General features: G+C 68.7%; 21 protein-coding genes. 4 read left to right on the top strand and 17 right to left on the bottom strand.

Features of this window, described 5'->3' with window-relative positions; translation table 11 throughout:
• Positions 1-21: 21 nt before the first annotated feature.
• From HWX25_RS08475 to HWX25_RS08440, 8 genes are all read right to left on the bottom strand, one after another.
• Positions 22-768 (bottom strand): glucose 1-dehydrogenase, encoded by a 747-nt coding sequence (locus tag HWX25_RS08475; protein ID WP_059817968.1) that lies wholly within the window; start codon positions 766-768, stop codon positions 22-24.
• Between the two features lie 164 nt (positions 769-932).
• Positions 933-1,637, bottom strand: a complete 705-nt coding sequence (locus HWX25_RS08470) for an ABC transporter ATP-binding protein (RefSeq protein WP_175908169.1) — start codon at positions 1,635-1,637, stop codon at positions 933-935.
• Positions 1,634-2,383, bottom strand: coding sequence for an ABC transporter ATP-binding protein (locus HWX25_RS08465; RefSeq protein WP_175908167.1), 750 nt, complete (start codon positions 2,381-2,383; stop codon positions 1,634-1,636). The genes HWX25_RS08470 and HWX25_RS08465 overlap by 4 nt, the downstream gene beginning before the upstream one ends.
• Positions 2,380-3,606, bottom strand: a complete 1,227-nt coding sequence (locus HWX25_RS08460; protein ID WP_175908165.1) for a branched-chain amino acid ABC transporter permease — start codon at positions 3,604-3,606, stop codon at positions 2,380-2,382. Before HWX25_RS08460 ends, HWX25_RS08465 begins: the two co-directional genes overlap by 4 nt.
• Positions 3,599-4,534 (bottom strand): branched-chain amino acid ABC transporter permease, encoded by a 936-nt coding sequence (locus tag HWX25_RS08455; RefSeq protein WP_175908362.1) that lies wholly within the window; start codon positions 4,532-4,534, stop codon positions 3,599-3,601. The genes HWX25_RS08460 and HWX25_RS08455 overlap by 8 nt, the downstream gene beginning before the upstream one ends.
• Before the next feature lie 13 nt (positions 4,535-4,547).
• Positions 4,548-4,985, bottom strand: a complete 438-nt coding sequence (locus HWX25_RS08450; RefSeq protein ID WP_059606502.1) for a thioesterase family protein — start codon at positions 4,983-4,985, stop codon at positions 4,548-4,550.
• A 139-nt stretch (positions 4,986-5,124) separates the two neighbouring features.
• Entirely contained in the window at positions 5,125-5,661 is a 537-nt protein-coding gene (locus tag HWX25_RS08445; protein ID WP_059524079.1) for an NUDIX domain-containing protein, read from the bottom strand.
• 121 nt (positions 5,662-5,782) lie between these two features.
• Complete coding sequence (locus tag HWX25_RS08440; RefSeq protein WP_175908163.1) at positions 5,783-7,039, bottom strand: YbfB/YjiJ family MFS transporter; 1,257 nt, start codon at positions 7,037-7,039, stop codon at positions 5,783-5,785.
• Between the two features lie 124 nt (positions 7,040-7,163).
• Here HWX25_RS08440 and HWX25_RS08435 point away from each other — a divergent pair, with 124 nt between their 5' ends.
• Positions 7,164-8,081, top strand: a complete 918-nt coding sequence (locus HWX25_RS08435; protein WP_175908162.1) for a LysR family transcriptional regulator — start codon at positions 7,164-7,166, stop codon at positions 8,079-8,081.
• Positions 8,082-8,222: 141 nt separating this feature from the next.
• Here the strand turns inward: HWX25_RS08435 and alaS are convergent, their stop codons facing one another.
• Positions 8,223-10,847: an alanine--tRNA ligase gene (gene alaS / locus HWX25_RS08430; RefSeq protein WP_175908160.1), complete on the bottom strand. Its 2,625-nt coding sequence runs from the start codon at positions 10,845-10,847 to the stop codon at positions 8,223-8,225.
• A gap of 239 nt (positions 10,848-11,086) precedes the next feature.
• Between alaS and HWX25_RS08425 the strand changes: the two genes are divergently transcribed.
• On the top strand, positions 11,087-12,307 hold the full coding sequence (locus HWX25_RS08425) for a CaiB/BaiF CoA-transferase family protein (protein ID WP_175908158.1): 1,221 nt from the start codon (positions 11,087-11,089) through the stop codon (positions 12,305-12,307).
• A 107-nt stretch (positions 12,308-12,414) separates the two neighbouring features.
• On the opposite strand, the gene HWX25_RS08420 is transcribed toward HWX25_RS08425, so the two are convergent.
• Together HWX25_RS08420 and HWX25_RS08415 are read right to left on the bottom strand one after the other, a co-directional pair.
• Positions 12,415-12,963 (bottom strand): alpha/beta hydrolase, encoded by a 549-nt coding sequence (locus HWX25_RS08420; protein WP_175908156.1) that lies wholly within the window; start codon positions 12,961-12,963, stop codon positions 12,415-12,417.
• 172 nt (positions 12,964-13,135) lie between these two features.
• A complete protein-coding gene (locus HWX25_RS08415; protein ID WP_175908154.1) occupies positions 13,136-13,345 on the bottom strand; it encodes an ornithine acetyltransferase in 210 nt (69 codons plus the stop codon).
• Between the two features lie 253 nt (positions 13,346-13,598).
• Between HWX25_RS08415 and HWX25_RS08410 the strand changes: the two genes are divergently transcribed.
• Positions 13,599-15,308 (top strand): glutamine--tRNA ligase/YqeY domain fusion protein, encoded by a 1,710-nt coding sequence (locus HWX25_RS08410; RefSeq protein WP_175908152.1) that lies wholly within the window; start codon positions 13,599-13,601, stop codon positions 15,306-15,308.
• A gap of 112 nt (positions 15,309-15,420) precedes the next feature.
• On the opposite strand, the gene HWX25_RS08405 is transcribed toward HWX25_RS08410, so the two are convergent.
• The 3 genes from HWX25_RS08405 to HWX25_RS08395 all read right to left on the bottom strand — a co-directional run bounded on the left by HWX25_RS08405 (position 15,421) and on the right by HWX25_RS08395 (position 17,742).
• Positions 15,421-15,891, bottom strand: a complete 471-nt coding sequence (locus tag HWX25_RS08405; protein WP_059524067.1) for an NUDIX hydrolase — start codon at positions 15,889-15,891, stop codon at positions 15,421-15,423.
• A gap of 11 nt (positions 15,892-15,902) precedes the next feature.
• Positions 15,903-16,289 (bottom strand): hypothetical protein, encoded by a 387-nt coding sequence (locus HWX25_RS08400; protein WP_059524065.1) that lies wholly within the window; start codon positions 16,287-16,289, stop codon positions 15,903-15,905.
• Positions 16,290-16,401: 112 nt separating this feature from the next.
• On the bottom strand, positions 16,402-17,742 hold the full coding sequence (locus HWX25_RS08395) for a cytochrome c peroxidase (RefSeq protein WP_175908150.1): 1,341 nt from the start codon (positions 17,740-17,742) through the stop codon (positions 16,402-16,404).
• 222 nt (positions 17,743-17,964) lie between these two features.
• On the opposite strand from HWX25_RS08395, the gene HWX25_RS08390 reads away from it, so the two are divergent.
• Positions 17,965-19,551 (top strand): acid phosphatase, encoded by a 1,587-nt coding sequence (locus tag HWX25_RS08390; protein WP_059817948.1) that lies wholly within the window; start codon positions 17,965-17,967, stop codon positions 19,549-19,551.
• A 105-nt stretch (positions 19,552-19,656) separates the two neighbouring features.
• On the opposite strand, the gene HWX25_RS08385 is transcribed toward HWX25_RS08390, so the two are convergent.
• From HWX25_RS08385 to HWX25_RS08375, 3 genes are read right to left on the bottom strand one after another with little or no spacing between them, the layout of a single operon-like run.
• Positions 19,657-21,147, bottom strand: coding sequence for an alginate export family protein (locus HWX25_RS08385; RefSeq protein WP_175908148.1), 1,491 nt, complete (start codon positions 21,145-21,147; stop codon positions 19,657-19,659).
• A complete protein-coding gene (locus tag HWX25_RS08380; RefSeq protein ID WP_175908146.1) occupies positions 21,144-21,842 on the bottom strand; it encodes a DUF1275 family protein in 699 nt (232 codons plus the stop codon). The genes HWX25_RS08385 and HWX25_RS08380 overlap by 4 nt, the downstream gene beginning before the upstream one ends.
• On the bottom strand, positions 21,839-22,753 hold the full coding sequence (locus tag HWX25_RS08375; protein WP_175908144.1) for a glyoxalase: 915 nt from the start codon (positions 22,751-22,753) through the stop codon (positions 21,839-21,841). Before HWX25_RS08375 ends, HWX25_RS08380 begins: the two co-directional genes overlap by 4 nt.
• Between the last annotated feature and the right edge of the window lie 195 nt (positions 22,754-22,948).

Here is a 22,948-nt window from a genome sequence, read left to right as displayed (position 1 = left end):
CGCGCGCGCCGACTCGCGCGGTCAGTGCAGCCCGCCGCTCGCGACGAGGCGCTCGCCGGTCAGCCAGCGGGAGTCGTCCGATGCGAGGAACACGGCGACCGACGCGATGTCGTCCGGCTCGCCGAGGCGGCCGAGCGGCGTTTCGCTGCGCACCTGCTTCTCGAGATCCGAACCGATGATGCCCGCGCTGTGCGTGCCTTCGGTCACGATCATGCCCGGGTTGATCGCGTTCACGCGAATCTTGCGCGGGCCGAGCTCGAGTGCGAGCACGCCGGTGATCGCGTCGACGGCGCCCTTCGTGCCGCTGTATACGGCGCTCGCGGGCGGCGTGATGCTCGTCACCACCGAGCTGATGTTGATGATGCTCGCGCCTTCGCCGAGATGCTTGACGGCGGCCTGCGTGGTCAGCAGCACGCCGAACACGTTCGTGTCGAATTGCCGGCGGTAGTGCTCTTCGGTGATCGCCTCGATCGGCGCGAATTCGTACACGCCGGAATTGTTGACCAGCACGTCGAGACGGCCATAGGTCTCGATCGCGGTGTCGACGATGCGCTGGGCATCCGCTGCCTTCGACACGTCGCCGCCGACCGCGACCGCGCGGCCGCCCGCCTCGACGATCGCGCTCACGACCGCGTCGGCACCGGCCTTGCTGCTCGCGTAGTTGACCACGACCGACGCGCCTTCGGCGGCCAGCGCCTTCGCGATCGCGGCGCCGATCCCCTTGGAGCCGCCCGTGACGATTGCTACCTTGCTTGCCAGCTTGCTCATGATTTCATTCCTCAGTCGGAAGACTTTCGATGGATGGGTGCCGATCGCGCCTGTCGCGGCGCACACCGGCCTTGCTGGCAATCTTGGCGGTTCGCGCGGCGGCGATAAAGCGGCTCGATGCGAATTGACTGGCGGAGTTATCCGAACAATCGGCGGACGGACGGTCAGCCGGCACTCAACCATGCACTGACGACGTCGGCGCCGAGCCCGTCGAGCGGGCCGTCGTAGACGATCCGACCGCGCCCCATCACCGCGACGCGCCGCGCGAGCCGCGGCGCGAGCTGCAGCCGCTGCTCGATCAGCAGGATCGCGACGCCGTCGGCCTGCAGCGCGGCGAGACACGCGCCGACCTCGTCGACCGCGCGCGGCGCGAGCCCTTCGGCCGGTTCGTCGACGATCAGCACGCGCGGGCGGCCGGCGAGCGCGCGCACCAGCGCGAGCACCTGCTGTTCGCCGCCCGACAGCCGTCCGGCCTTCACGTCCGCCCGCGCGGCCAGCAGCGGAAAGCGCGCGAGCAACCGGTCGAGCGCCGCGCGTTCGGCCGCGCCGTGCACGCCGCGCAGCCCGAGCCGCAGGTTGTCGCGCACGCTCAGCAGCGGAAATACGTCGCGGCTTTCAGCGACGTAAGCGACCCCGCGCCGCGCGATCTCGAACGTGCGCGCGCCCGCGCATTCGGCGCCGGCGACGCGCACCGAGCCCGCTGTGCGTACGAGCCCCATCACGGCCTTCGCGAGCGTCGAGCGACCCGAGCCGTTGCGGCCGAGCAGCGCGAGCGTCTCGCCCGGCGCGAGCGCGAGATCGACGCCGTCGAGCACGGGCTGCATTCCGTACCACGCGCGCAGGCCGCGAATGTCGAGCAGCACGCTCATGCGCCCTCGCCAAGATAGGCCGCACGCACGGCCGGGTCTGCGCGGATCGCGTCGGGTGCGCCGGTCGCGACCACCGCGCCGCGCACGAGCACCGTGATGCGCTCGGCGAAGCCGAACACCGCATCCATGTCGTGCTCGATCATCAGCACCGTGCGGCCCTGCGTCGTCGCGCGGATCAGCGCGATCATCCGCGCCGCCTGATCGCGGTTCATGCCGGCCGTCGGTTCGTCGAGCAGCAGCGTGCGCGCGCCGCTCGCGAGCGCGATGCCGAGATCGAGCGCGCGCTGTTCCGCATAGCCGAGTTCGCCGGCCAGCGTGTCGCGCCGCGCATCGAGACCGATATCGCTCAGCACGCGCGCGGCCGCGCGATCGACCGACGCGGATTCGCGCAGCCGGTTCCACCAGCGCCGCCGCTCGGCCGGCGCATGCAGCGCCGCGCAGCGCAGGTTGTCGAACACGCTCAATCGTGCGAACGCGCTCGTCTGCTGGAAACTGCGGCCGATGCCGAGCCGGCTCGCCACGACCGGCCCGCGCCCGCGCAGCTCGACGCCGTGCAGCATGACGCGCCCGCGCGTCGGCCGCGTCGCGCCGGCGATCACGCCGAACAGCGTCGACTTGCCCGCGCCGTTCGGCCCGATCAGCGCGTGACGCTCGCCGGCCGGGACGGTCAGCTCGATGCCGTCGAGCACGGTTTGCGCACCGAAGCGCTGCACGATCCCGTGCAGCGCGATCGCGTTACCGTTCATCGTCCGTCCTCCCGCTTGCCGTGCCCGTGGTTCTGGAACCGCGCGCGCCAGGCCCACAGCAACGTGCCGATGCCGGCCGCCGAGCATGCGACGACCCAGCCCGCCGGCGCATCGGCGTCGATGCCCCACGCACCGAACGCGATGCCCGCCCCGTCGTCCTGCGCGAAGCGCCATGCATAGCCGAGTTCGGCCGCGCAGACGATCGCGACGGCCCAGAACGCACATGCGCCAACGCCGCACAGCACGCGCCAGCGCTCGGCCGGCGGCGCGTCGCCGCGCGACGCAAGCGCAAGCGTCTGCGCGATGCCCGCGATCCCGCGCGGCGCGGCGACGACGACCGCGACGAACAGCACGCCGAGATACAGCGCCCATGCGCGCGACACGCCCGCGACGACGATGCTCAGCGCGGTCAGCACCACCGCGCCGGCCGCCGGCCCGAAGAACGTGCCGGTGCCGCCGATCACCGCGGCGATCAGCACGGTCGCCGAACGCGCCATCGACACGCTGTCGGGCGTCGCGATCTCGACGTCGATCAGCGTCAGCGTGCCGGCAATGCCCGCGAAGAACGACGCGCAGGTCACCATTGCGAGCCGCACGCGACGCGGCTCGGTGCCGAGCGCGGCAACGCGCGCGGGGTTGTCGCGCACCGCGTTCGCGAGCCGCGCGAGCGGCGTGCGCGTCAACGCGTGCATCGCCACCGCGGAGACGATGCACCACGCGGCAATCACGGCGTAGGCCTGCGTTTCCGCGCCGAAATGCCAGCCGCCCAACGGCGTGCCGCTCGCGCGATCGATCGGTACGCCGCCGAGGCCGCCGAACCATGCGGGCACGCTCCACGCCGCGGCCGCGACGCACTCGCCGAGGCCTAGCGTGATCATCGCGAACACGGTGCCCGCGCGGCGTGTCGCGAGCAGGCCGGCGACGAACCCGAAGCCCGCGCCGGCCACCCCGCCGACGAGCGGCAACAACGGCAACGGGCCACCGACATGATTGAACCAATGCGCGGCGGCGAATGCGCCAAGGCCCGCGAACGCGGCATGACCGAACGACAGCAGCCCCGTCGTGCCGAGCTGCAGGTTGTACGACAGCGCGAGCACGACGAGCGCGGCCGTCTGTGCGAGATAGCCGAGCACCGCGCCATGCGGCCACAGCCACGCCGGCAGGATCAGGCACGCGGCGAACAGCACCCAGCGCAGTGCGCCGGCCCGTGCGCGGCTAGCCATCGACACGCTCGCCGAACAGTCCGCGCGGACGGGCAACCAGCACCGCGACGAGCAGCAGGTACGGGACCAGCGGTGCGAGCTGCGCGATCGACACGGCGGCGACGCTGTCGGGCAGCGCGACGCCCGACCATTGCGCGAGGTCGCGCAACGACGTGTCGCTGGCCGCCGCGAAGGTCTGCGCGAAGCCGACCGCGAGCGACGCGACGAACGCGCCGCCGAGCGAGCCGAGCCCGCCGATCACGACGACCGCGAACACCACCGACCCGACAGTCTCGGCCAGCGCCGGTTCGATCACCGCGAGCGGCGCACCGATCACGCCGGCGAGCGCCGCGAGCGCGGTGCCCGCACCGAACAGCCCCGTCATCACACGCGGCACGTCGTAGCCGAGCGCCTCGACGGCCGCACGGTGCGTGAGCGCGGCGCGCACGACGAGCCCGATGCGCGACGCGCGCAGCAGCACGCCGAGCGCGACCAGCATCGCCGTGGACATCGCCATCATGAAGAGCCGGTAGCGCGGCAGCGCGAGGCCGAACACGGCCACGGGCGCGCCGTCGAACAGCGGCGGCACCGGGGCCGGCAGCGGCGCGAGACCCCAAAAAAGTTTCGCGCCCTCGCCGATCAGGTATGCGAGCCCGAAGGTCAGCAGCAGCTCGCTCGTGTGCCCGTTCGGCTGTACGCGGCGCAGCAGCCAGCGCTCGCAGCCGGCACCGAGCAGCCCGACCGCGAGCGGCGCGAGCGCGAGCGCGGGCCAGAAACCCGCGCGGGCCGCGATGCTGTATCCGATGTAGGCGCCAAGCATGTAGAAGCTCGCATGCGCGAAGTTGAGCACGCCCTGCACGCTGAAGATCAGCGTGAGGCCGGCCGACAGCATGAACAGCAGCAACCCGTAGCTGAGGCCGTTGAACGCCTGGAGCGCGAACGCGTGCACCGCCACGCGCCCGTCAGCCGGCGAGCGGTTCGAGCGCCGCGCGCAGCGCGTCGGGCAGCGGCACCGGGCGGCGCGTGCCGCGATCGACGTACACATGCACGAAATGCCCCTGCGCGGCCGGCGCGGCCTCCCCTGCCGCGAACAGCCCGATCTCGTAGCGCACGCTCGACGTGCCGAGCTTCGCGACGCGCAGCCCCGCATCGACCGACTGCGGAAACACGAGCGGCGCGAAGTAGTTGCATTGCGTCTCGACCACGAGCCCGATCGTCTGCCCGTGCTCGACGTCGAGCACACCCGCGCGGATCAGGTATTCGTTCACGACGGTGTCGAAGTAGCTGTAGTACACGACGTTGTTCACGTGTCCGTAGACGTCGTTATCCATCCAGCGGGTCGTGATCGGCAGGAAGTGGCGATAGGCGTCGCGGGAACGCGGCTGCGGCTTGTCGGACATGGCGATGGCGGTCAGGTGGAAGAAGACGAAGCGGACGGCGCGTGGCGGCCGTGCGAAACGGCGCGGCGGCGAACGGCGGATTGCCGCGTCGCGACCGTGCGCGGCGCGGCGGATGACGTGCCGGGAACGGCGCGGCCCGTCACTGCCCCGCTCGATCGACGAATTCGAAATCGAGGCCGCGCGCGCGCATCCAGTCGGCCAGCGCGTAGCCTGTGCCGGCGCGCCACGGGCGCAGCAACGGCGGCTCGACGAGCCGGTATTCGAGCAGCTCCGGCGACAGCGCGACGGTGCCCGATGCGCGCACGTGATACGCGATGATCAGCTCGTTCTTGCGGATGAATTCATAAACGCCGACCAGCGTGACCTGCTCGGCCTTCAGCGCGGTTTCCTCGAACACCTCGCGCGCGATGCCGTCCTCGGGTGTCTCGCCGTTCTCGAGGAAACCGGTGATCAGCGCGAACATCCCCTCCGGCCAGGCCGCATTGCGCGCGAGCAGGATCTTGCCGTCGAGCTCGACGATCGCCGCCACCACCGGCAGCGGGTTGTTCCAATGGACGTAGCCGCACTCGTCGTCCGGGCAGGCCTGGCGGACACGCCCGCCCTCGTGTTCGGGATCGGCGCGCTCGGTCAGCGGACGCGCGCAGCGCGGGCAAAAACGGTAGTCGGCGATGGTCATCGATGAGGATCTGGCAAGCGCCGACGGCGGCCGGCAAGCCGCCTCGCACGCCTGCCCGGCGCGGGAAAGGCTTCATTCTAGCGAGTTTGCCCGCGTCGCTGACGATCCGGCCCCGATGATGTCAGGGTTGCATGCGCGGTTGCGCACACCCGCGTGCGGCTGTCGCCGCGAAGCCGGCGGCACCGACGAGCAATGCAGCCGCCGCGACCCACAACGCCGGCGAGAACGACCCGAAGCGCGCGGTCAGCGGTGCCGCGACGAGCGGGCCGAGAATCTGCCCGACCCCGTACGACGCGGTCGCATAGCCCATCAGCCCGGCCGCGCGCTCGCCGTGCAGCCGCCGCGCCTCGCGCATCGCAAACAGCGTGATCGCGGTGAACGGCAGGCCGAGCAGCGCGCTGCCGATCGAGAAGCCCGCCGCATTCGGCCACACGATCCCCGCTGCGATTCCGAGCGCCTGCGTCGCGCAACCGGCGGCGAGCAGCAGCCGGTTGTCCCAGTGGCCGGGCAGCCGCGCGGCCGCGATCGCGCCGACGATCAGCGCCGCGCCGAACATCGGCCAGAACAGATCCGGCCACGGCGAGGCGGCCGGCAGCGCGGCGCGCGCGATCACCGGCAGGAACGTCGCGGTGATGATGTAGCCGAAGCCCGGCATCCCGTACAGGACGACGAGCCATGCGGCGTCGGCGCGATGGCGCCGTGCGTTGTGCGGTGACGCGTCCGTCACCGCATGCCGGACGGGCGCGGCCGACGAAACGGTTGCGGCCGCCGGCACCGGCGCGCTGCCGAACGTGCGCCAGATCGCGATCGACAGCACCGCAGACAGCGCCGCGAAACCGAGCCAGCCGGGCGCCGCGCGATGGCCGGCCAGTGCGCTGCCGATCAGGCCCGTCAGCACGATGCCGACGCCGGGCCCCGCGTAGATCACCCCGCTCCACTCGGGCGCGTGCAGCTCGGCGAGCCGCCGCAGCCCCCATTGCGACACGAACACGAACGTCCATGCGCTGACGACGCCCGCGACGAAGCGCACCACCAGCCACACGGGCAGCAGGTGACCGACGCCCATTGCGGCGGTCAGCAGCACGGTGGCGCCAAGCCCGAAGCGCACCATCCGCGCATGCTCGACCCGCACCACCGCGCAGCTGACCGCGCCGACGAAATAGCCCGCGTAGTTCGCCGACGCGAGCCAGCTGCCGGCCTTCAGGCCGATCGAGCCGTCGGCGAGCATCAGCGGCAGTAGTGGCGTAAACGCGAAGCGGCCGACGCCGAGCGCGACCGCGAGCCCGATCATGCAGGCGAGCGCGGCCGCGCGGGCGCGGCGGTCGGCGTGATCGGACAGGTGTACGCCGGCGGCGCTTGGGGCATCGGAACGGGACATGTCGGCATGGGCCGCGCGGGTTGTGCGACGGCCGGAACGGGAATCGGATGGCTTGTATCGTAGCTTGACCGAATGTTCTCTAAAAATGAATAATTGAGAATCCATCCATCGCACGGAGAGAATCATGGACCTGGCGGCGCTGGCGATTTTCCGGGCCGTCGTGCGCGAGAACGGCATCACGCGCGCGGCGGCGAAGCTCAATCGCGTGCAATCGAACGTGACGACGCGCATCAAGCAGCTCGAGGAGGAACTCGGCGCGGCGCTGTTCGTGCGCGACGGCCGCCGGCTCGTGCTGACGCCGGCCGGGCACACGCTGCTGCCGTACGCGGAGCGGCTGCTCGAGCTTGCCGACGAGGCGCGCGATGCGGTGCGCGAGGACACGCCGCGCGGGCGGCTGCGGCTCGGCACGATGGAAAGCACGGCCGCGAGCCGGCTGCCGACCGTGCTCGCGCGCTATCACCATGCGTGGCCCGACGTGTCGCTGGAGCTCGTGACCGGCACGACCGGCTGGCTGATCGACAAGGTGCGCGACTTCGAGATCGACGCGGCGCTGTTCGCGCGGCCGCCCGAGCCAGACACGCTGCCCGACACGTTCGAGACGGTGCCCATCTTCCGCGAGGATCTGGTGCTGCTGACGCCGCGCGGCCATCCGCCGGTGCGCACGCCGCGCGACGTGATCCTGCCGACGCTGATCGCGTTCGAGCGCGGCTGCACGTACCGGAAGTATGTCGAGCGATGGTATGCGGCGCACGGGATGAAGCCCGCACGCGTGCTCGAACTGGGTTCGTATCACGCGATCGTCGCGTGCGTCGCGGCCGGTGCGGGCATCGCGGTCGCGCCGCGCTCGGTGCTCGAGCTTCAGCCCGAGACCGGCAACGTCGCCGCTCATACGATCGCGGAACTCGAAGGGATCGACACGCTGCTTGCGTGGCGGCACGGTTACGCGTCGGCGGCGCTCGCCGCGTTGCGCGATGCGCTCGGCGATGCTGCGCAGGAATCGGGGGATGCGCCCGCGTTGCCGGCGACGGCATTACCGGCCTGATTCCGCCGCGCCGCCGCGCCGGCACGCGCTCATCCTGGGCACCGGCAAAAACAAAACGACCCGACCGGCCACTGCCGATCGGGTCGTTCTTTCGTGCGCTGCGATGGGGTCAGCAAGACCGCATCGCATCAACCATACCGATCAAAGACGCTCTTCGACCCAGCCCTTGACGCCTGCCAGCGCGCCCGGCAGATTCGCCGGTTCCGTGCCGCCTGCCTGCGCCATGTCCGGACGGCCGCCGCCCTTGCCACCCACCTGCTGCGCGACGAAGTTCACGAGCTCGCCGGCCTTGACCTTCTTGCTCGCGTCCGGCGTGACGCCCGCGATCAGGCTGACCTTGCCGCCTTCGACGGCCGCCAGCACGATCGCCGCGCTCTTCAGCTTGTCCTTCAGCTTGTCGACCGTTTCGCGCAGCGTCTTCGCGTCGGCGCCGTCGAGCGTCGCCGCAAGCACATACACGCCGCCGATTTCGACGGCCTGCTGCGCGAGTTCGTCACCCTGGCTCGACGCGAGCTTCGACTTCAGCGCGCCCAGTTCCTTCTCGAGCGACTTCACCTGGTCCTGCACCTGCGCGATGCGCTGCGTGAGTTCCGACGGCTGCGCCTTCAGCGCGGCCGCGGCTTCGTTCACGCGGGCGTCGAGCTCCTGCACGTAGCGCACCGCGTTGTCGCCGGTGATCGCTTCGACGCGGCGGATGCCGGCCGCGACACCACCTTCGACGACGATCTTGAAGAAACCGATGTCGCCGGTGCGGTGCACGTGCGTGCCGCCGCACAGTTCGCGCGAGAAGCCGAGGTCGAGCACGCGCACTTCGTCGCCGTACTTCTCGCCGAACAGCGCCATCGCGCCACCCTTCACCGCTTCGTCATACGGCATCACGCGCACGATGCCCGGCGCGTTCGCGAGGATTTCGTTGTTGACGATCTGCTCGACGCGACGGATTTCATCGTCGGTCATCGGCGCGTTGTGCGCGAAGTCGAAGCGGGTTTTCTCCGCGTCGACGAGCGAACCCTTCTGTTGCACGTGAGCGCCGAGCACTTCGCGCAGCGCCTTGTGCATCAGGTGGGTGGCCGAGTGGTTGCGCTGCGTGCGCGCGCGGCGGTGCGCGTCGATTTCCGCGCGCAGCACGTCGCCGATCTTCAGCGTGCCCTGTTCGAGCGTGCCGTGATGGCCGATCACGTCGGCCTGCACCTTCAGCGTGTCGGCCACCGCGAAGCGCGTCGCGGCGTTCGCGAGCACGCCCTGGTCGCCGACCTGGCCGCCCGATTCCGCGTAGAACGGCGTGTGGTCGAGCACGACGACCGCATCCTGGCCGTGCTTCACTTCATTGACGGCCGAACCGTCGACGTACAGCGCGACGACCTTCGCGTCGTCGAACGCGATTTCCTCGTAGCCGTGGAACGTGGTCTTCGCGCCCGAGTATTCGAGGCCCTGCGTGGCCTTGAACTTGCCGGCCGCACGCGCCTGTTCGCGCTGGCGCGCCATCGCGTCGTCGAATGCCGGCTCGTCGACCGTCATCCCGCGCTCGCGGCACACGTCGGCCGTGAGGTCGAGCGGGAAGCCGTAGGTGTCGTGCAGCTTGAACGCGAGTTCGCCGTCGAGCACCTTGCCGCCCTTCGCCTCGACGTCCGCCAGCGCGGCCTCGAGGATCGACATCCCGTGCTCGATCGTCTCGAAGAAGCGCTCTTCCTCCTGGCGCAGCACGTCCGTCACGCGCTGTTCGGCTTCCTTCAGTTCCGGATACGCGGCGCCCATCTCGGCGACGAGGTCGGCCACCAGCTTGTGGAAGAACGAGCCCTTGCGGCCGAGCTTGTAGCCATGGCGGATCGCGCGGCGCACGATGCGGCGCAGCACGTAGCCGCGGCCTTCGTTGCCGGGAATCACGCCGTCGACGATCAGGAACGAGCACGCGCGGATGTGATCGGCGATCACCTTCAGCGAGTTGTTGGTGAGGTCGCTGATCTCGGTCACGCGCGCAGCGGCCTTGATCAGGTTCTGGAACAGGTCGATCTCGTAGTTGCTGTGCACGTGCTGCAGCACCGCGGCGAGACGCTCGAGGCCCATGCCGGTGTCGACCGACTGCTTCGGCAGGCGCGTCATGTTGCCCTGCGCGTCGCGGTTGAACTGCATGAACACGAGGTTCCAGATCTCGATGTAGCGGTCGCCGTCTTCTTCAGGCGACCCCGGCGGGCCGCCCCAGACGTCCGGGCCGTGGTCGTAGAAGATTTCCGTGCACGGGCCGCACGGGCCGGTGTCGCCCATCGTCCAGAAGTTGTCCGACGCGTAGCGCGCGCCCTTGTTGTCGCCGATGCGGATGATCCGCTCGGTCGGCACGCCGACTTCCTTCGCCCAGATGTCGTAGGCTTCGTCGTCTTCCTGGTAGACGGTGACCCACAGCTTTTCCTTCGGCAGCTGGTAGACCGTGGTCAGCAGCTCCCACGCGAACTTGATCGCGTCGTGCTTGAAGTAGTCGCCGAACGAGAAGTTGCCGAGCATCTCGAAGAACGTGTGGTGGCGCGCCGTGTAGCCGACGTTCTCGAGGTCGTTGTGCTTGCCGCCCGCGCGCACGCTGCGCTGCGCCGTGGTGGCGCGCGAGTACGGACGCGGGTCCGTGCCGAGGAACACGTCCTTGAACTGGACCATGCCCGAGTTCGTGAACATCAGCGTGGGGTCGTTACCGGGCACGAGGCTCGACGAGCGGACGATCGTGTGGCCCTTCGATTCGAAGAATTTGAGAAATTTCTCGCGGATTTCGGCAGCTTTCATGGCGTGCGGGGAATGTCTGGCTGAGACGGCTTCAAACGCCGGCCGTCCTCGCGGACGCACGGCGGGCAAATATCGTAAACGGTCGATTATACGATACAGATCGGCAGCCCTGACGGCAGCGGCCCGGCGCGGCGGACGGCCGGCCTGGGCCACCCATGCGGCCGATTCGCCTTAAGATGCTCGGCATGCCAATCCGCCTTGCCCCGGCCGGGCGAGCCATGAAAGGAGACGATTCGACGATGGGTGCCCTGAGCCATATCCGCGTGCTTGACCTGACCCGCGTGCTCGCGGGCCCGTGGTGCGCGCAGACGCTCGCCGACTTCGGCGCGGACGTGATCAAGGTCGAGCGCCCCGGCGCGGGCGACGACACGCGCCACTGGGGGCCGCCGTACCTGAAGGACGCGAACGGCGACGATACGGCGGAGGCCGCGTATTACCTCGCGGCGAACCGCAACAAACGCTCGGTGACGGTCGACATCGCGACGCCGGAAGGCCAGCAGATCGTGCGCGAGCTCGCCGCGCAGAGCGACGTCGTGCTCGAGAATTACAAGGTCGGGCAGTTGAAGAAGTACGGGCTCGATTACGAATCGCTGCGCGCGGTGAAGCCCGATCTCGTTTACTGCTCGGTCACGGGCTTCGGCCAGACGGGCCCGTACGCGCACCGCGCGGGCTACGACTTCATCGTCCAGGGAATCGGCGGCTTCATGAGCATCACCGGCGAGCGCGACAGCGAGCCGGGCGGCGGCCCGCAGAAGGCCGGTGTCGCGATCGCCGATCTCGCGACGGGCCTCTACTCGACGATCGCGGTGCTCGCCGCGCTCGCGCACCGCGACCGCACGGGCGAAGGCCAGTACATCGACATGGCGCTGCTCGACGTGCAGGTCGCGCTGCTCGCGAACATGAACACCAACTTCCTCGCGAGCGGCAAGCCGCCGGTGCGCTGGGGCAACGCGCATCCGAACATCGTGCCGTACCAGACGTTCCAGACGCGCGATGGCTGGATCATCGTCGCGGTCGGCAACGACGGGCAGTTCCGCAAGTTCGTCGAGGCCGGCGGCCGGCCCGAGCTGGCCGACGACGAACGGTTCGCGACCAACCCGTCGCGCGTGCGCCATCGCGACACGCTGGTGCCGATACTCGCGGAGATGGTGAAGACGCGCGGCAAGGCCGACTGGATCGACGCGCTCGAAGCGGCCGGCGTGCCGTGCGGGCCGATCAACGAACTCGACGAGGTGTTCGACAACGAGCAGGTGGTCGCGCGCGGGATGCAGGTGTCGCTGCCGCACCCGTGCGGCGCGGACGTGAAGCTCGTGCGCAATCCGATCCGGATGAGCGCGACGCCGCCCGACGCGCGCACCGCCCCGCCGCTGCTCGGCGCGCAGACGGAAGACGTACTGCGCGACATGCTCGGCTACGACGAGGCGCGCATTGCGGCGCTGAAGGCGAAGCAGGCGATCTGAACCGACCCGGACGAGCGCGCCGCGACGCCTTCGGGCGCACGCGGCGGCGCGCCCGTGCACCGGCGGAAGCTGACGGGATCGATGGACCGACGGCTAGCGGTTAGCCGCTAGCGCGCGAGCGCATCGAGCCAGCCTCGCGCGTCGGGCCAGTCGCCGAGCCCGCTGTCCGCGTTGATGTGGCCGCGCGGGCCGAGGTCATGGAAAGTGCTGCCCCACGCGTGCGCGCAGCCGCGCGCGAACGCGATCGAGCCGTACGGATCGTCGCTGCTTGCCACCACGCAGGTCGGAAACGGCAGCCGCTCATGCGGCACCGGGCCGAAACCGTGCGCGTCGGCCGGAAACGCCGGCCCGGCCGGATCGGGCAACGCGACGAGCAACGCGCCGCGCACCTTCGCGAGCGCGGCCGGCCGCGCGTAGCGGGTCGCCCACCACGCGGCGGTCAAGGTGCCGAGGCTGTGCGCGGCGATCGTCACGGGGCCCGGTGCGGCCTCGACCGCGCGGTCGAGCGCGAGACACCAGCCGTTGCGGAACGCACGGTCCCAGTCGGGCATCGCGACGCGCACGAAACGCGCGTCGGCGCGCTCCCAGCGGCTTTGCCAGTGAAGCGGACCGGAGTTGCCGTAGCCCGGCAGCACGAAAACGAGAGAATCGCTCATGGAGGGTTCGTCGACGAATGAAGTCGTTATGTGACGTCGACGAAGTGTCGCACACCCGCTCCTCCCTGATGCTGCCTGTCGAATCGCGGAATGGATGTGCGGAGCAAGAACGGGCCGTGATGCGGCGGCAACGCCGTCACGACCAGCCGGCGCTCACGCGCGCCGGCTTCGATCAGCGCACGCCGGCGCCGACCAGGCCGCCTGCCGCGGCGCCGGCAACGGTGCCGACCGGGCCGCCCGTGATCAGGTAGCCGAGCGCGCCGCCCGCGGCCGCGCCGATACCGGCGTTACGTTGCGTATGCGTCATCGCGCATGCGCCGAGTTGCGACAGGGCCGCGACGATTACCGCGGTACGAACGAGAAAAATGGTCTTCTTCATCATGATTGTTGGTGTCCTCCCGCCAGCAAAAAATACGAATGACGGCATTGAATCGGTAAAGCCATCATAGGAAACGCCGAATGCGCCGGGCAATCCGATTTACGTCGTGTTACAGCCGACACACAATCGAGATATTGCGGTTCCGCACCGCGAACCGGCCCGCCCGGTGGCGCAACCCGCGCGGGACGGACCCCGGTCAGGTAGAATTACGGGATTAAACCGGCGCGACGCGCCGACACAACCTGACGCCAACCGCATGAGCACCGAACGCAACGACGCCCCCGCGGCTTCCAACTTCATCCGCAACATCATCGACGACGACAACCGCACCGGCAAATGGGGCGGCCGCGTCGAGACGCGCTTTCCGCCCGAGCCGAACGGCTATCTGCACATCGGCCATGCCAAGAGCATCTGCCTGAACTTCAGCGTCGCGCGCGACTACGGCGGCGTGTGCCACCTGCGCTTCGACGACACGAACCCGGAAAAGGAAAGCGTCGAATACGTCGACTCGATCGTCGACGCGGTCCGCTGGCTCGGCTTCGACTGGCGCAAGGACGCGGTCGATCACCAGTATTTCGCGAGCGACTACTACGACAAGCTGTACGAATTCGCCGAATTGCTGATCCAGCGCGGCAAGGCGTACGTCGACAGCCAGAGCGCCGAGGAAATGCGCGCGAACCGCGGCTCGCTGACCGAAGGCGGCAAGCCGTCGCCGTTCCGCGACCGTTCGCCCGAGGAAAACCTCGACCTGTTCCGCCGGATGAAGGCCGGCGAGTTCAAGGAAGGCGAGCACGTGCTGCGCGCGAAGATCGACATGGCTTCGCCGAACATGAACATGCGCGACCCGGTGATCTACCGGATCCGCTACGCGCACCACTACCGCACCGGCGACGCATGGTGCGTGTATCCGATGTACGACTACACGCACTGCATCTCGGATGCGCTCGAAGGCATCACGCACTCGCTGTGCACGCTCGAGTTCGAGGATCACCGCCCGCTGTACGACTGGGTGCTGAACGAACTCGCGGACGCCGGCATGTTCACGCGTCCGCTGCCGCAACAGATCGAATTCTCGCGCCTGAACCTCACGTACGCGATCACCAGCAAGCGCAAGCTGCTGCAGCTCGTCACCGAAGGCCACGTCGAAGGCTGGGACGACCCGCGCATGCCGACCATCGTCGGGATCCGCCGCCGCGGCTTCACGCCGGAAAGCATCCACCTGTTCTGCGAGCGGATCGGCGTGACGAAGGTCGATTCGTGGATCGACATGAGCGTGTTCGAAGGCGCGCTGCGCGACGACCTCGACGACAAGGCGCCGCGCTCGGTCGCCGTGCTCGATCCGCTGAAGCTCGTGATCGACAACTACCCGGAAGATCTCGAGGAAGCGTGCACGGCCCCCGTGCATCCGCATCACCCGGAGCGCGGCGTGCGCACGTTCCCGATCTCGCGCGAGCTGTGGATCGAACGCGAGGACTTCGTCGAAAACCCGCCGAAGGGCTATTTCCGCTTGTTCCCGGGCAACAAGGTGCGCCTGCGCTACGGTTACGTGATCGAGTGCACGGGCTTCGACAAGGACGCCGACGGCAACGTGACGGCCGTGCACTGCAACTACTTCCCGGACAGCAAGTCGGGCACCGAAGGCGCGAACAACTACAAGGTCAAGGGCAACATCCACTGGGTCAGCGTGAAGCATGCGCAGGCGGCCGAAGTGCGGGTCTACGACCGGCTGTTCAAGGAGCCGCATCCGGACGCGGGCGGCGCGAACTTCCTCGAAGCGCTGAACCCGGATTCGAAGAAGGTCACGCAGGCCTATGTCGAACCGGGCGCCGGCGACGTCGCGCCGGAAACGCGCCTCCAGTTCGAGCGTCACGGCTATTTCGTCGCCGATCGCGTCGATTCGAAACCGGGCAAGCCCGTGTTCAACCGGATCGTCGGGCTGCGCGACAGCTGGGGCAAGCCGGCCTGACGGCGTGCTCCATGCGCGGCGCCGAGCCGGCGTCGCGCGACGATAAAAAAACCGGCCTTCGGGCCGGTTTTTTATTGCATGTGCGGGATCGTCGGGATCGAAGCGGCTGCGCTCACGCCCCCGCCAGCCGCCGATGCAAATCCGCGAGCGACAGCGTCGTGCGAAACAGCCGCGCGAGGCTGCGGCTCGCATACGCGTCGACGTCGCCGGGCGCGGTCCAGCGATATGCGTCCATCTCGGGAATCGGCGAGCCGTCGCGACGGCTCGGGAACAGCGACGTGCACGTGCAGTGCGCGGGATCGATCTCGTCGTCCGCGACCCGCACCGCGAACAGGTGCAGATCCTTGTCGTGACGGTATGCGAAGCGGCCCAGGTCGAGCAGCCGCGCCGCCGCGAGTTCGATGCCGGTTTCCTCGCGCAGCTCCCGCAGCGCCGCGTCGGCCGGCGATTCGCCGGGCTCGCCCTGCCCCTTCGGAATATCCCAGTGCGTGGTGTCCGTCGCGTGCGCGAGGAACACGCGACCGGCCCCGTCGAGAATCACGACGCCGCACGAAACCGTGCGCGGCGCACCGCTGCGCTTCATTGCTCGCGCGCTCAGCGCTTCTGCAGCTGCCACTTGCCCGCGGCGGTCTTGCAATAGACGGGCTTGAGCGTCATCGTCTGGCCCTTCGCGGAAATGTCGGTGGCGATTTCGCGGCAGGTCTTGCCGTCGTTCTCGGACGTCGACGGCGTCAGCTTCGCGTCGATCTGGGTGCCGCGACCGCTGCTCTGCCACGTCGTGGTCTCGCCGTCCTTGCCTTCGTCGCGCGCCTGCACGACGGCCTTGGCCAGCGACGCGCGGTCGGCCTTGCTGAAGTAGGCCAGCGGCGTGTCGTTCAGGAAGCCGAGGTTGCTTTGCGCGTGGGCGGGCAGCATCGCGGCTGCGCACGCGGCGCCGGCCAGCACGCGCGTGACGACGGAAAGGGATGCACGCATCGACATGTGTTGTTCTCCTTGGATGTTCGATCGAACGGCGTGGCGCACGGCCGGCACACCGGCACGCGCCACGCCCGTCAGCCAGCGAGCATAGCATGCGTGCCGCGAGGGTCGCGTTCTAGCGCGCGGCCGACGTGGCCGCCGGTTGATATCCGTCGGTCAGCGTGTTCAGGAACGCGATCACGTCCTTGATCTCGGCCGCGTTCAGCGCGGGAGCGTCGCCGCGCTTGCGGTCGAACGGCGGTTCGCGGTTGATGTTCGGCCAGTAGCGCTTCGGCAGGTCGTCGTACACCTGCACCTTGCCGTGCACGACCGGATAGAACTTCTCCGGATGGATGTCGCGCTCGACGTAGAAGCGCATCACGTCCTCGAGCGAGTGGTACACGCCGTTGTGGAAGAACGTCTTGCGCAACGCGACGTTGCGCAGCGACGGAGTGCGGAACAGCCCGCAGAATTCGTCGCGGCCCTTCAGGTCGGTGCGCTCGGGGCCGCACGCGCCGAGATCGTGGAAGCGCGGATCGCGATTGACCGGCAGCGCGCGGTTGCGCGGCACCGCGATCGCGATCAGACCGAAATCGCTGAACTGCGGCGGCCCGCCTTCGAGCGTGCGCTGGCTCACGTGACAGCTCGCGCAGTTGCCCTTCTTCTCGTCGTTGAACAGTTGCAGCCCGTGCAACTCGGCGGGCGTGAGCTGCGCGTGGCCGGCCAGATACGCGTCGTACTTGCTCGTGTACGGATCGAACAATGCAGGCTGCTGCTGGAATGCGTCGAGCGCACGCAGCACCGCACCGAAAGTCGCCTGGTCGTCGCCGAGGACCCGATCGCCGAACGCCTTGCGGAACGCGTCGGCATAGGGCGCGGCACGCACCGCCTGCGCGACCCGCGCCGGCGAGCTGCTCATCTCGAATGGCGACGTGAGGGGAATGCGCGCCTGCGCATCGCGCGTGTCGACGCGACCGTCCCAGGTCAATCCGCCGGTCGGGCCTGCGTCGATGCTTTCGTCGCCTTCGTCGGGCGAATCGTGGAAGTGCTCGGTGAACGGCGGAATGCCGCGCACGTATTTCAGCGACGGCACCGCGCGAAAGCCCATGCGATGCATGTCGTCGCCGCCGAGTTGTACCGACAGCGCGTTCGGCGGGCCGAACGCGTGCTCGACGCTATGACACGACGCACATGCGAGCTTGCCTGAGCCGGACAGCGACGGATCGAAGAACAATTGCTTGCCGAGCGCCGTCATCTGCTTCACGCCCTCGAATACCTGCGCGCGCGTCTGCGGCTGGCTGGCCGGCGCGACCGCCGGAGCGGCTTGCGCCGCCGACACGACGGAAACCGCCTGCGCGTTCGCATCGGGCCGCGCATCGCAACCGGCGAGCGGCGCGAGCCCGCCCATCAGCGCGAGCGTCGCCGCGGCTGGGATCAACGATCGCGCGAACGCGAGGGATTTCAGAAGGCTGTGCATCGTCGTTCTTCTTGTAGCGGTGGGCAATCGGCCGGAGCTTATGTCAGTTCCGTGACCGGTGCATGACGTTCGACCGACAGTCAATTGAAAGCGCCCCTACACCCGGCTGTCAAACGGGTTCCAGATAATGCGCGCAGCCGGTCGGTGCCCCGTGGCCCCTGCTCCGGTCTGACGCCACCCGGTTCCCACACGCGACAAACGACGAATGAGAGAGAACATCGCATGAAGAAGCACGCCTGGATTCGCTACACGCCGATCGCCCTCGCGGCCGCGCTCAGCCTGACCGCCTGCGGCGGCGACGATGTCACGCAGCAAGGCCTGTCGGCCGTGAAGAACGTCGTCGTGATCTACGCGGAAAACCGCAGCTTCGACAACCTCTACGGCAACTTCCCGGGCGCGAACGGTCTGCAGAACGCAACGGCTGCGAACTCGGTGCAGAAGGATCGCGACGGCTCGACGATGGCGACGCTGCCGAAGATCTGGGGTGGTCTGACGGCAACCGGCATCACGCCTGCGGTCACCGAAGCGATGACGGCGAACCTGCCGAACGCCCCGTTCGCGATCGACGATCCCAACGGCTTCAACCAGTCGATGAGCATCGCGACGCGCGACATCGTGCACCGCTTCTACCAGGACCAGATGCAGATCGACGGCGGCAAGAACGACATGTATGCCGCATGGACCGATGCGGGCGGCCTGACGATGGGCCACTACACGCCGGATCCGTCGAAGCTGCCGCTGTGGAAGATCGCGCAGCAATACGTGCTCGCCGACAACTTCTTCATGGGCGCGTTCGGCGGCTCGTTCCTGAACCACCAGTACCTGATCTGCGCGTGCGCGCCGTTCTACGCGAACGCCGACAAGAGCCCGGCGGCCGGCAAGATCGCAGTCCTGAACGCTGACGGCAAGTCGCTGGCGGTCGCCGCGAACTCGCCGGCATCCGCGCTGAGCGGCCCGCCGAAGTTCGTCAACGACGGCGCACTGACGCCGGACTTCTACGGTGTCAACACGATGCAGCCGGCGTACCAGCCGAGCGGCAACAAGGCCGCGACGGGCGGCGACCCGCTGCTCGCCGACCCGGCCAACCCCTCGACGATGCCGCCGCAGACGGCGACCAACATCGGCGACCTGATGACCAATGCCAACGTGTCGTGGGCATGGTATAGCGGCGCATGGGGCCAGGCACTGCAGGCGAGCCAGAACGGCACGTCGAACGTGATTTACGGCGCCGACCTCTCGACGCCGAACTTCCAGCCGCACCATCAGCCGTTCAACTACTACGCGAACCAGGCACCGGGCACCGCGAACCGCGCGCAGCACCTGCTCGACGGCGGCGCGAACGGCGCGGAATTCATCAAGGCGATCGACGCGGGCACGCTGCCGCAAGTCACGTTCTACAAGCCGCAGGGCAACCTGAACGAGCACCCGGGGTATACGGACGTCACCTCCGGCGATCAGCACATCGCGGACGTGATCGCGCACCTGCAGGCCAGCCCGCAGTGGAAGAACATGGTCGTGGTCGTCACGTACGACGAAAACGGCGGCTTCTGGGATCACGCCGCACCGCCGAGCGGCGATCGCTGGGGCCCCGGCACCCGCATTCCGGCGCTGATCGTGTCGCCGTTCGCGAAGAAGGGTTTCGTGGACCATACGCAATACGACACGGGTTCGATCCTGCGCTTCATCACGCGTCGCTTCTCGCTGCCGCGCCTCGCGGGCCTGCAGCAGCGCGACGACGCGCTGAAGGCAAATGGCGCGCAGCCGATGGGCGACCTGACGAACGCGCTCGCGCTGTCGCCGAACCTGTAACGGCATCGCGGCGAACGGGCCGGCCGCGCTGCCGGCCCGGACGAACGAAGGGCGGCCCCGCGGGGCCGCCCTTTTTGATACGCGCGCGGTTGCCGCGCGGTCGCGTCACCAACCGTACTTCAGCTCGACGCCGGCGTAGTCCGCGTTGTGCCCGCCGGCCTGCCGGATGGCGTCGCCGACCTGGAAGTGCACGGCCTCGACCGAACCGATCAGGTTCGCGGCGATCGTCCAGTCCGCGCGCAGCTGCACGTACATCCCCGTCCACAGGCCGCCCTTGCCTGCCGTGCCGGGCACCGCGACGTTCGGCTGCTGATAGACGGCGTCGCCGGTCGTCTCACGCCACTGGAAGCCGAGCGCACCGAGCAGCGACAGGTTCGGCGACGGCTTCAGCGTCACCGACGGCTTCACGTGGATCAGGTTCGAATAGCCCGTGTAGCCGGCCAGCGTGAAGTAATAGCCGTTCGGAAACAGCGGATTGAAGGTACCGACGCGGCCGTCGTGCGGATGCCGGTCGCCCGATGCCGCATCGAACTGCAGCGCGATGCGCGGCGACCACGGCGCATCGAGCTTGTAGCCGGCGATCGAGCCGACGGCCCACGCACCGATCGTGTCGTTACCGACCGTCCCCGTCTGCAGCATCGTCTCGAAATCCCAGTCGAAGCGGCCCTGCGTGCCCGTGTAGCGCAAGTCCCACACGTCGCGATGCTCGGGGCCGCTCGCATCGAGAAAACGCGCGTTGCTGCGGTTGTAGCGCGACCAGTAGCCCGACAGATCGCCCGGCCCGACCGACTGCCGCTCGAAGCGCACGCCGCTGAACGTGAGGTCGCGGTTCGACACGTCGTCGAACGCGGACACCGTGCGGTTCTGCACGGGCTGCGTCGCATACGCGATGAAGCGCCACTTTTGATATTCGTAGTCAGCCCACACTGCATCGAACGCCTGCCGCACGTTCGGACCGTCGCGCGTGGCGATGAAGCGCTGCAAGTCGAACGCCATTTCCTGCCGGCCGACGCGAAACTTGAACGTGCCGCCGCCGAGCGCGCCCGTGTAGGTCGCGAATGCCTGTTCGAGATCGAGCGGATTCCGGTCGACCGGCGAGATCGTGTTCTTGCCGAATGCGCGATCGTCCTGCAACTGCACGAAGAACTGCCAGTGCTGGCCCAGATGCGCATCGGCATGCACTTCGACGCGCTGGATCAGGTAGGTGTCCGATTGCGCGGAGCCGATCCCGAACAGCGGCGCGTCGTTGGTCTCCAGCCGCTCGCGCAGGTTCACGCCGAGCGATAGATAGGATGCCGGATCATTGCCGAGCGGAATGTATTTGAGCCCGTCGAGCGGCGCGCGCGGCACGCACGGATTCGCCAGCACCGACCAGTCTTCCTGCCAGCGGTTGAACAGCACCGTCGGCCGCTTCACCGTGCAGGTCGAGGCGGTTGCGTCACCGGATGTCGATGTCGACGTGGATGTCGCCGCCGATTCCGCGAACGCCGCGTCGGCGCCCGCGAGCAGCAGACCCGCGACGATCGACACGCGCGCGGCCCGCTCGAAGCGGCGGCCGTGGCGCCTCCCTTGTCTCCCCCGCGCCCGCGCGATCATGCGCGCTCCTGCGTGGCGGGTCCGGCCGCTTGCGCCGCACACAGTGCAAGGATCGCAAGCGCGCCGACGGGCACGAGCAGCGCCAGGAATCCGACATGGCGGAACCCGAGCGCACCGCCCGCCGCGCCGAGCGCGAACGCGACGATCGCCGGCAGCATCTTGCCGAAGCGCGCCCGTGCCGCCGCGCGCGCGGCGTCGGACGTGCCGGCCGACAGCAGGTCGACGACGTCGAGGATCGCTTGCGTCACGTTGCCCGTCATCACCGTATTCGGCACGCCGCCCGCGCGCGAAATCACGCGCGGATGCGCATTCTGGACGCCCATCGCGAACGTGCCGACAATGCCGGCCACGAGCGCCGGCAAGGCGTCCGGCTGCGTGACGGGCGTCGCCCACACGCCGGCCGCGCAGAAGCCGAGCAGCAGCACCGCCTGCACCGCGTGCAGCGCGCGCGCACCTTGCCACGCGGGTCGCCCGGACATCGACCGCGCGATCAGGCTCGCCGCGATCACGCCGCACACGAACGCGGGAAACACGCTGAGCTTCAGCACGACACCCTGGCCGAAGCCCGCGATGCCCGCGCCGATCAGCACGAAGTTGCCGGTCACGTGTGCAGTGAACAGCCCGAACAGCGCGACGAAGCTCAGCGTGTCGACGAAGCCGGCCACCGCGGCAAGAATCGTGTCTTCGTGCTTCATCGCGTCACGCTCGCGTGAATCTCGGCGACATAGCCACCCGGGAACTGCACGAGTGCAGCGTCGCGCCCATCCGCCGCGAACGGCGGCACGAGCACGGTCGCGCCCGCGGCTTCGGCCTTCTTCAGCGTCGCGGCGAGATCGGGCACTTCGTAGCCGGTCATCTCGCGCCCGAACGGATAAGGCAGATGGCCGTCGGTCACGAGCACGGTCATCTTGCCGAAGCCCGACTCGATGCGGATGCGGCGATACGTGTCGTTCGGACGGCCGATCTCGATGCCCGGCGCCTTCAAGTTGTCCGACACCACCTTGCCCTTCGAGAACTTGACGAAGTCGTGCACGAACTTGCGTACGCTTTGCGGCGACACGTAGACGCGGTTTTCGGGGATCGTCTGCAGCGCATCGTAGTTCGGCGTCTGCGTGTGCCAGTAGAGCTGCATCTTCACGCCGCCCGCCCACGCAATGACCGCATCACGGCCGATGGGATCCGGGAACGTGTCGACGATCACGTCGGCGCCATGCTCGCGCGCCGACTTCACGGCGACGTCCATGTCCGTGACGAGATAGCCGGTGCGCTCCGCGCAGAACGGATACGGGATCGGTGTCTTGAAGCCGAACACCGAGATCGTGCCGACGGGCGTCAACACGAGCTGCGACATCGTCTGGCTCGGTGTCGGCGTGACCTGGAACACGCCCTGCTTCGACTTGCTGCCGCCGAATGTCGCGACGAAGCTGTCGGTGAAGCGGTCGAAGTCTTCCGGTGCCACGCACACGTGCGTCGTATCGTACTGCGGACCGACGGCCACCGTGGGCGCGACGGCGGGCGGCACGGGCGGTTTCGCGAACGCGGCAGGCGCGGCGACGAGGCCGCTGGCAATCGCAAGCGCCAGCAACGCGGAACGAAGAAAGTTCATAACGGATGTCCTTGTTGTTTCATCGAATGGTGCAGCGGTTCAGGCGATCCCGGTCACTCTCGACCCGTCGCCGACCGGTTGTCGTCGACATGTCAGACCGCCCAGCACGAACAGCCGAACGCGCCCCAGAAGCCCTTCGCGTCCGACGTCGGCAATGCGCTGCCCCACGCGCTCGCATGCGCATGCTGGTGCACG

This window comes from Burkholderia sp. BCC1640, assembly GCF_902833125.1.
GTDB lineage: Bacteria > Pseudomonadota > Gammaproteobacteria > Burkholderiales > Burkholderiaceae > Burkholderia > Burkholderia diffusa.
The sequence above is the reverse complement of the archived record's forward strand: the minus strand, read 5'-3'. Positions and strand labels throughout refer to the sequence as shown.

Excerpts from the sequence above, each read along its gene's own strand:
- HWX25_RS08445 (WP_059524079.1), bottom strand. The coding sequence starts at position 5,661 with ATGACCATCGCCGACTACCGTTTTTGCCCGCGCTGCGCGCGTCCGCTG.
- HWX25_RS08410 (WP_175908152.1), top strand. The coding sequence starts at position 13,599 with ATGAGCACCGAACGCAACGACGCCCCCGCGGCTTCCAACTTCATCCGC.
- HWX25_RS08465 (WP_175908167.1), bottom strand. The coding sequence starts at position 2,383 with ATGAACGGTAACGCGATCGCGCTGCACGGGATCGTGCAGCGCTTCGGT.
- HWX25_RS08470 (WP_175908169.1), bottom strand. The coding sequence starts at position 1,637 with ATGAGCGTGCTGCTCGACATTCGCGGCCTGCGCGCGTGGTACGGAATG.
- HWX25_RS08375 (WP_175908144.1), bottom strand. The coding sequence starts at position 22,753 with ATGAACTTTCTTCGTTCCGCGTTGCTGGCGCTTGCGATTGCCAGCGGC.
- alaS (WP_175908160.1), bottom strand. The coding sequence starts at position 10,847 with ATGAAAGCTGCCGAAATCCGCGAGAAATTTCTCAAATTCTTCGAATCG.
- HWX25_RS08435 (WP_175908162.1), top strand. The coding sequence starts at position 7,164 with ATGGACCTGGCGGCGCTGGCGATTTTCCGGGCCGTCGTGCGCGAGAAC.
- HWX25_RS08385 (WP_175908148.1), bottom strand. The coding sequence starts at position 21,147 with ATGATCGCGCGGGCGCGGGGGAGACAAGGGAGGCGCCACGGCCGCCGC.
- HWX25_RS08450 (WP_059606502.1), bottom strand. The coding sequence starts at position 4,985 with ATGTCCGACAAGCCGCAGCCGCGTTCCCGCGACGCCTATCGCCACTTC.
- HWX25_RS08415 (WP_175908154.1), bottom strand. The coding sequence starts at position 13,345 with ATGATGAAGAAGACCATTTTTCTCGTTCGTACCGCGGTAATCGTCGCG.
- HWX25_RS08420 (WP_175908156.1), bottom strand. The coding sequence starts at position 12,963 with ATGAGCGATTCTCTCGTTTTCGTGCTGCCGGGCTACGGCAACTCCGGT.
- HWX25_RS08425 (WP_175908158.1), top strand. The coding sequence starts at position 11,087 with ATGGGTGCCCTGAGCCATATCCGCGTGCTTGACCTGACCCGCGTGCTC.
- HWX25_RS08460 (WP_175908165.1), bottom strand. The coding sequence starts at position 3,606 with ATGGCTAGCCGCGCACGGGCCGGCGCACTGCGCTGGGTGCTGTTCGCC.
- HWX25_RS08395 (WP_175908150.1), bottom strand. The coding sequence starts at position 17,742 with ATGCACAGCCTTCTGAAATCCCTCGCGTTCGCGCGATCGTTGATCCCA.
- HWX25_RS08475 (WP_059817968.1), bottom strand. The coding sequence starts at position 768 with ATGAGCAAGCTGGCAAGCAAGGTAGCAATCGTCACGGGCGGCTCCAAG.
- HWX25_RS08390 (WP_059817948.1), top strand. The coding sequence starts at position 17,965 with ATGAAGAAGCACGCCTGGATTCGCTACACGCCGATCGCCCTCGCGGCC.
- HWX25_RS08400 (WP_059524065.1), bottom strand. The coding sequence starts at position 16,289 with ATGTCGATGCGTGCATCCCTTTCCGTCGTCACGCGCGTGCTGGCCGGC.
- HWX25_RS08380 (WP_175908146.1), bottom strand. The coding sequence starts at position 21,842 with ATGAAGCACGAAGACACGATTCTTGCCGCGGTGGCCGGCTTCGTCGAC.
- HWX25_RS08440 (WP_175908163.1), bottom strand. The coding sequence starts at position 7,039 with ATGTCCCGTTCCGATGCCCCAAGCGCCGCCGGCGTACACCTGTCCGAT.
- HWX25_RS08405 (WP_059524067.1), bottom strand. The coding sequence starts at position 15,891 with ATGAAGCGCAGCGGTGCGCCGCGCACGGTTTCGTGCGGCGTCGTGATT.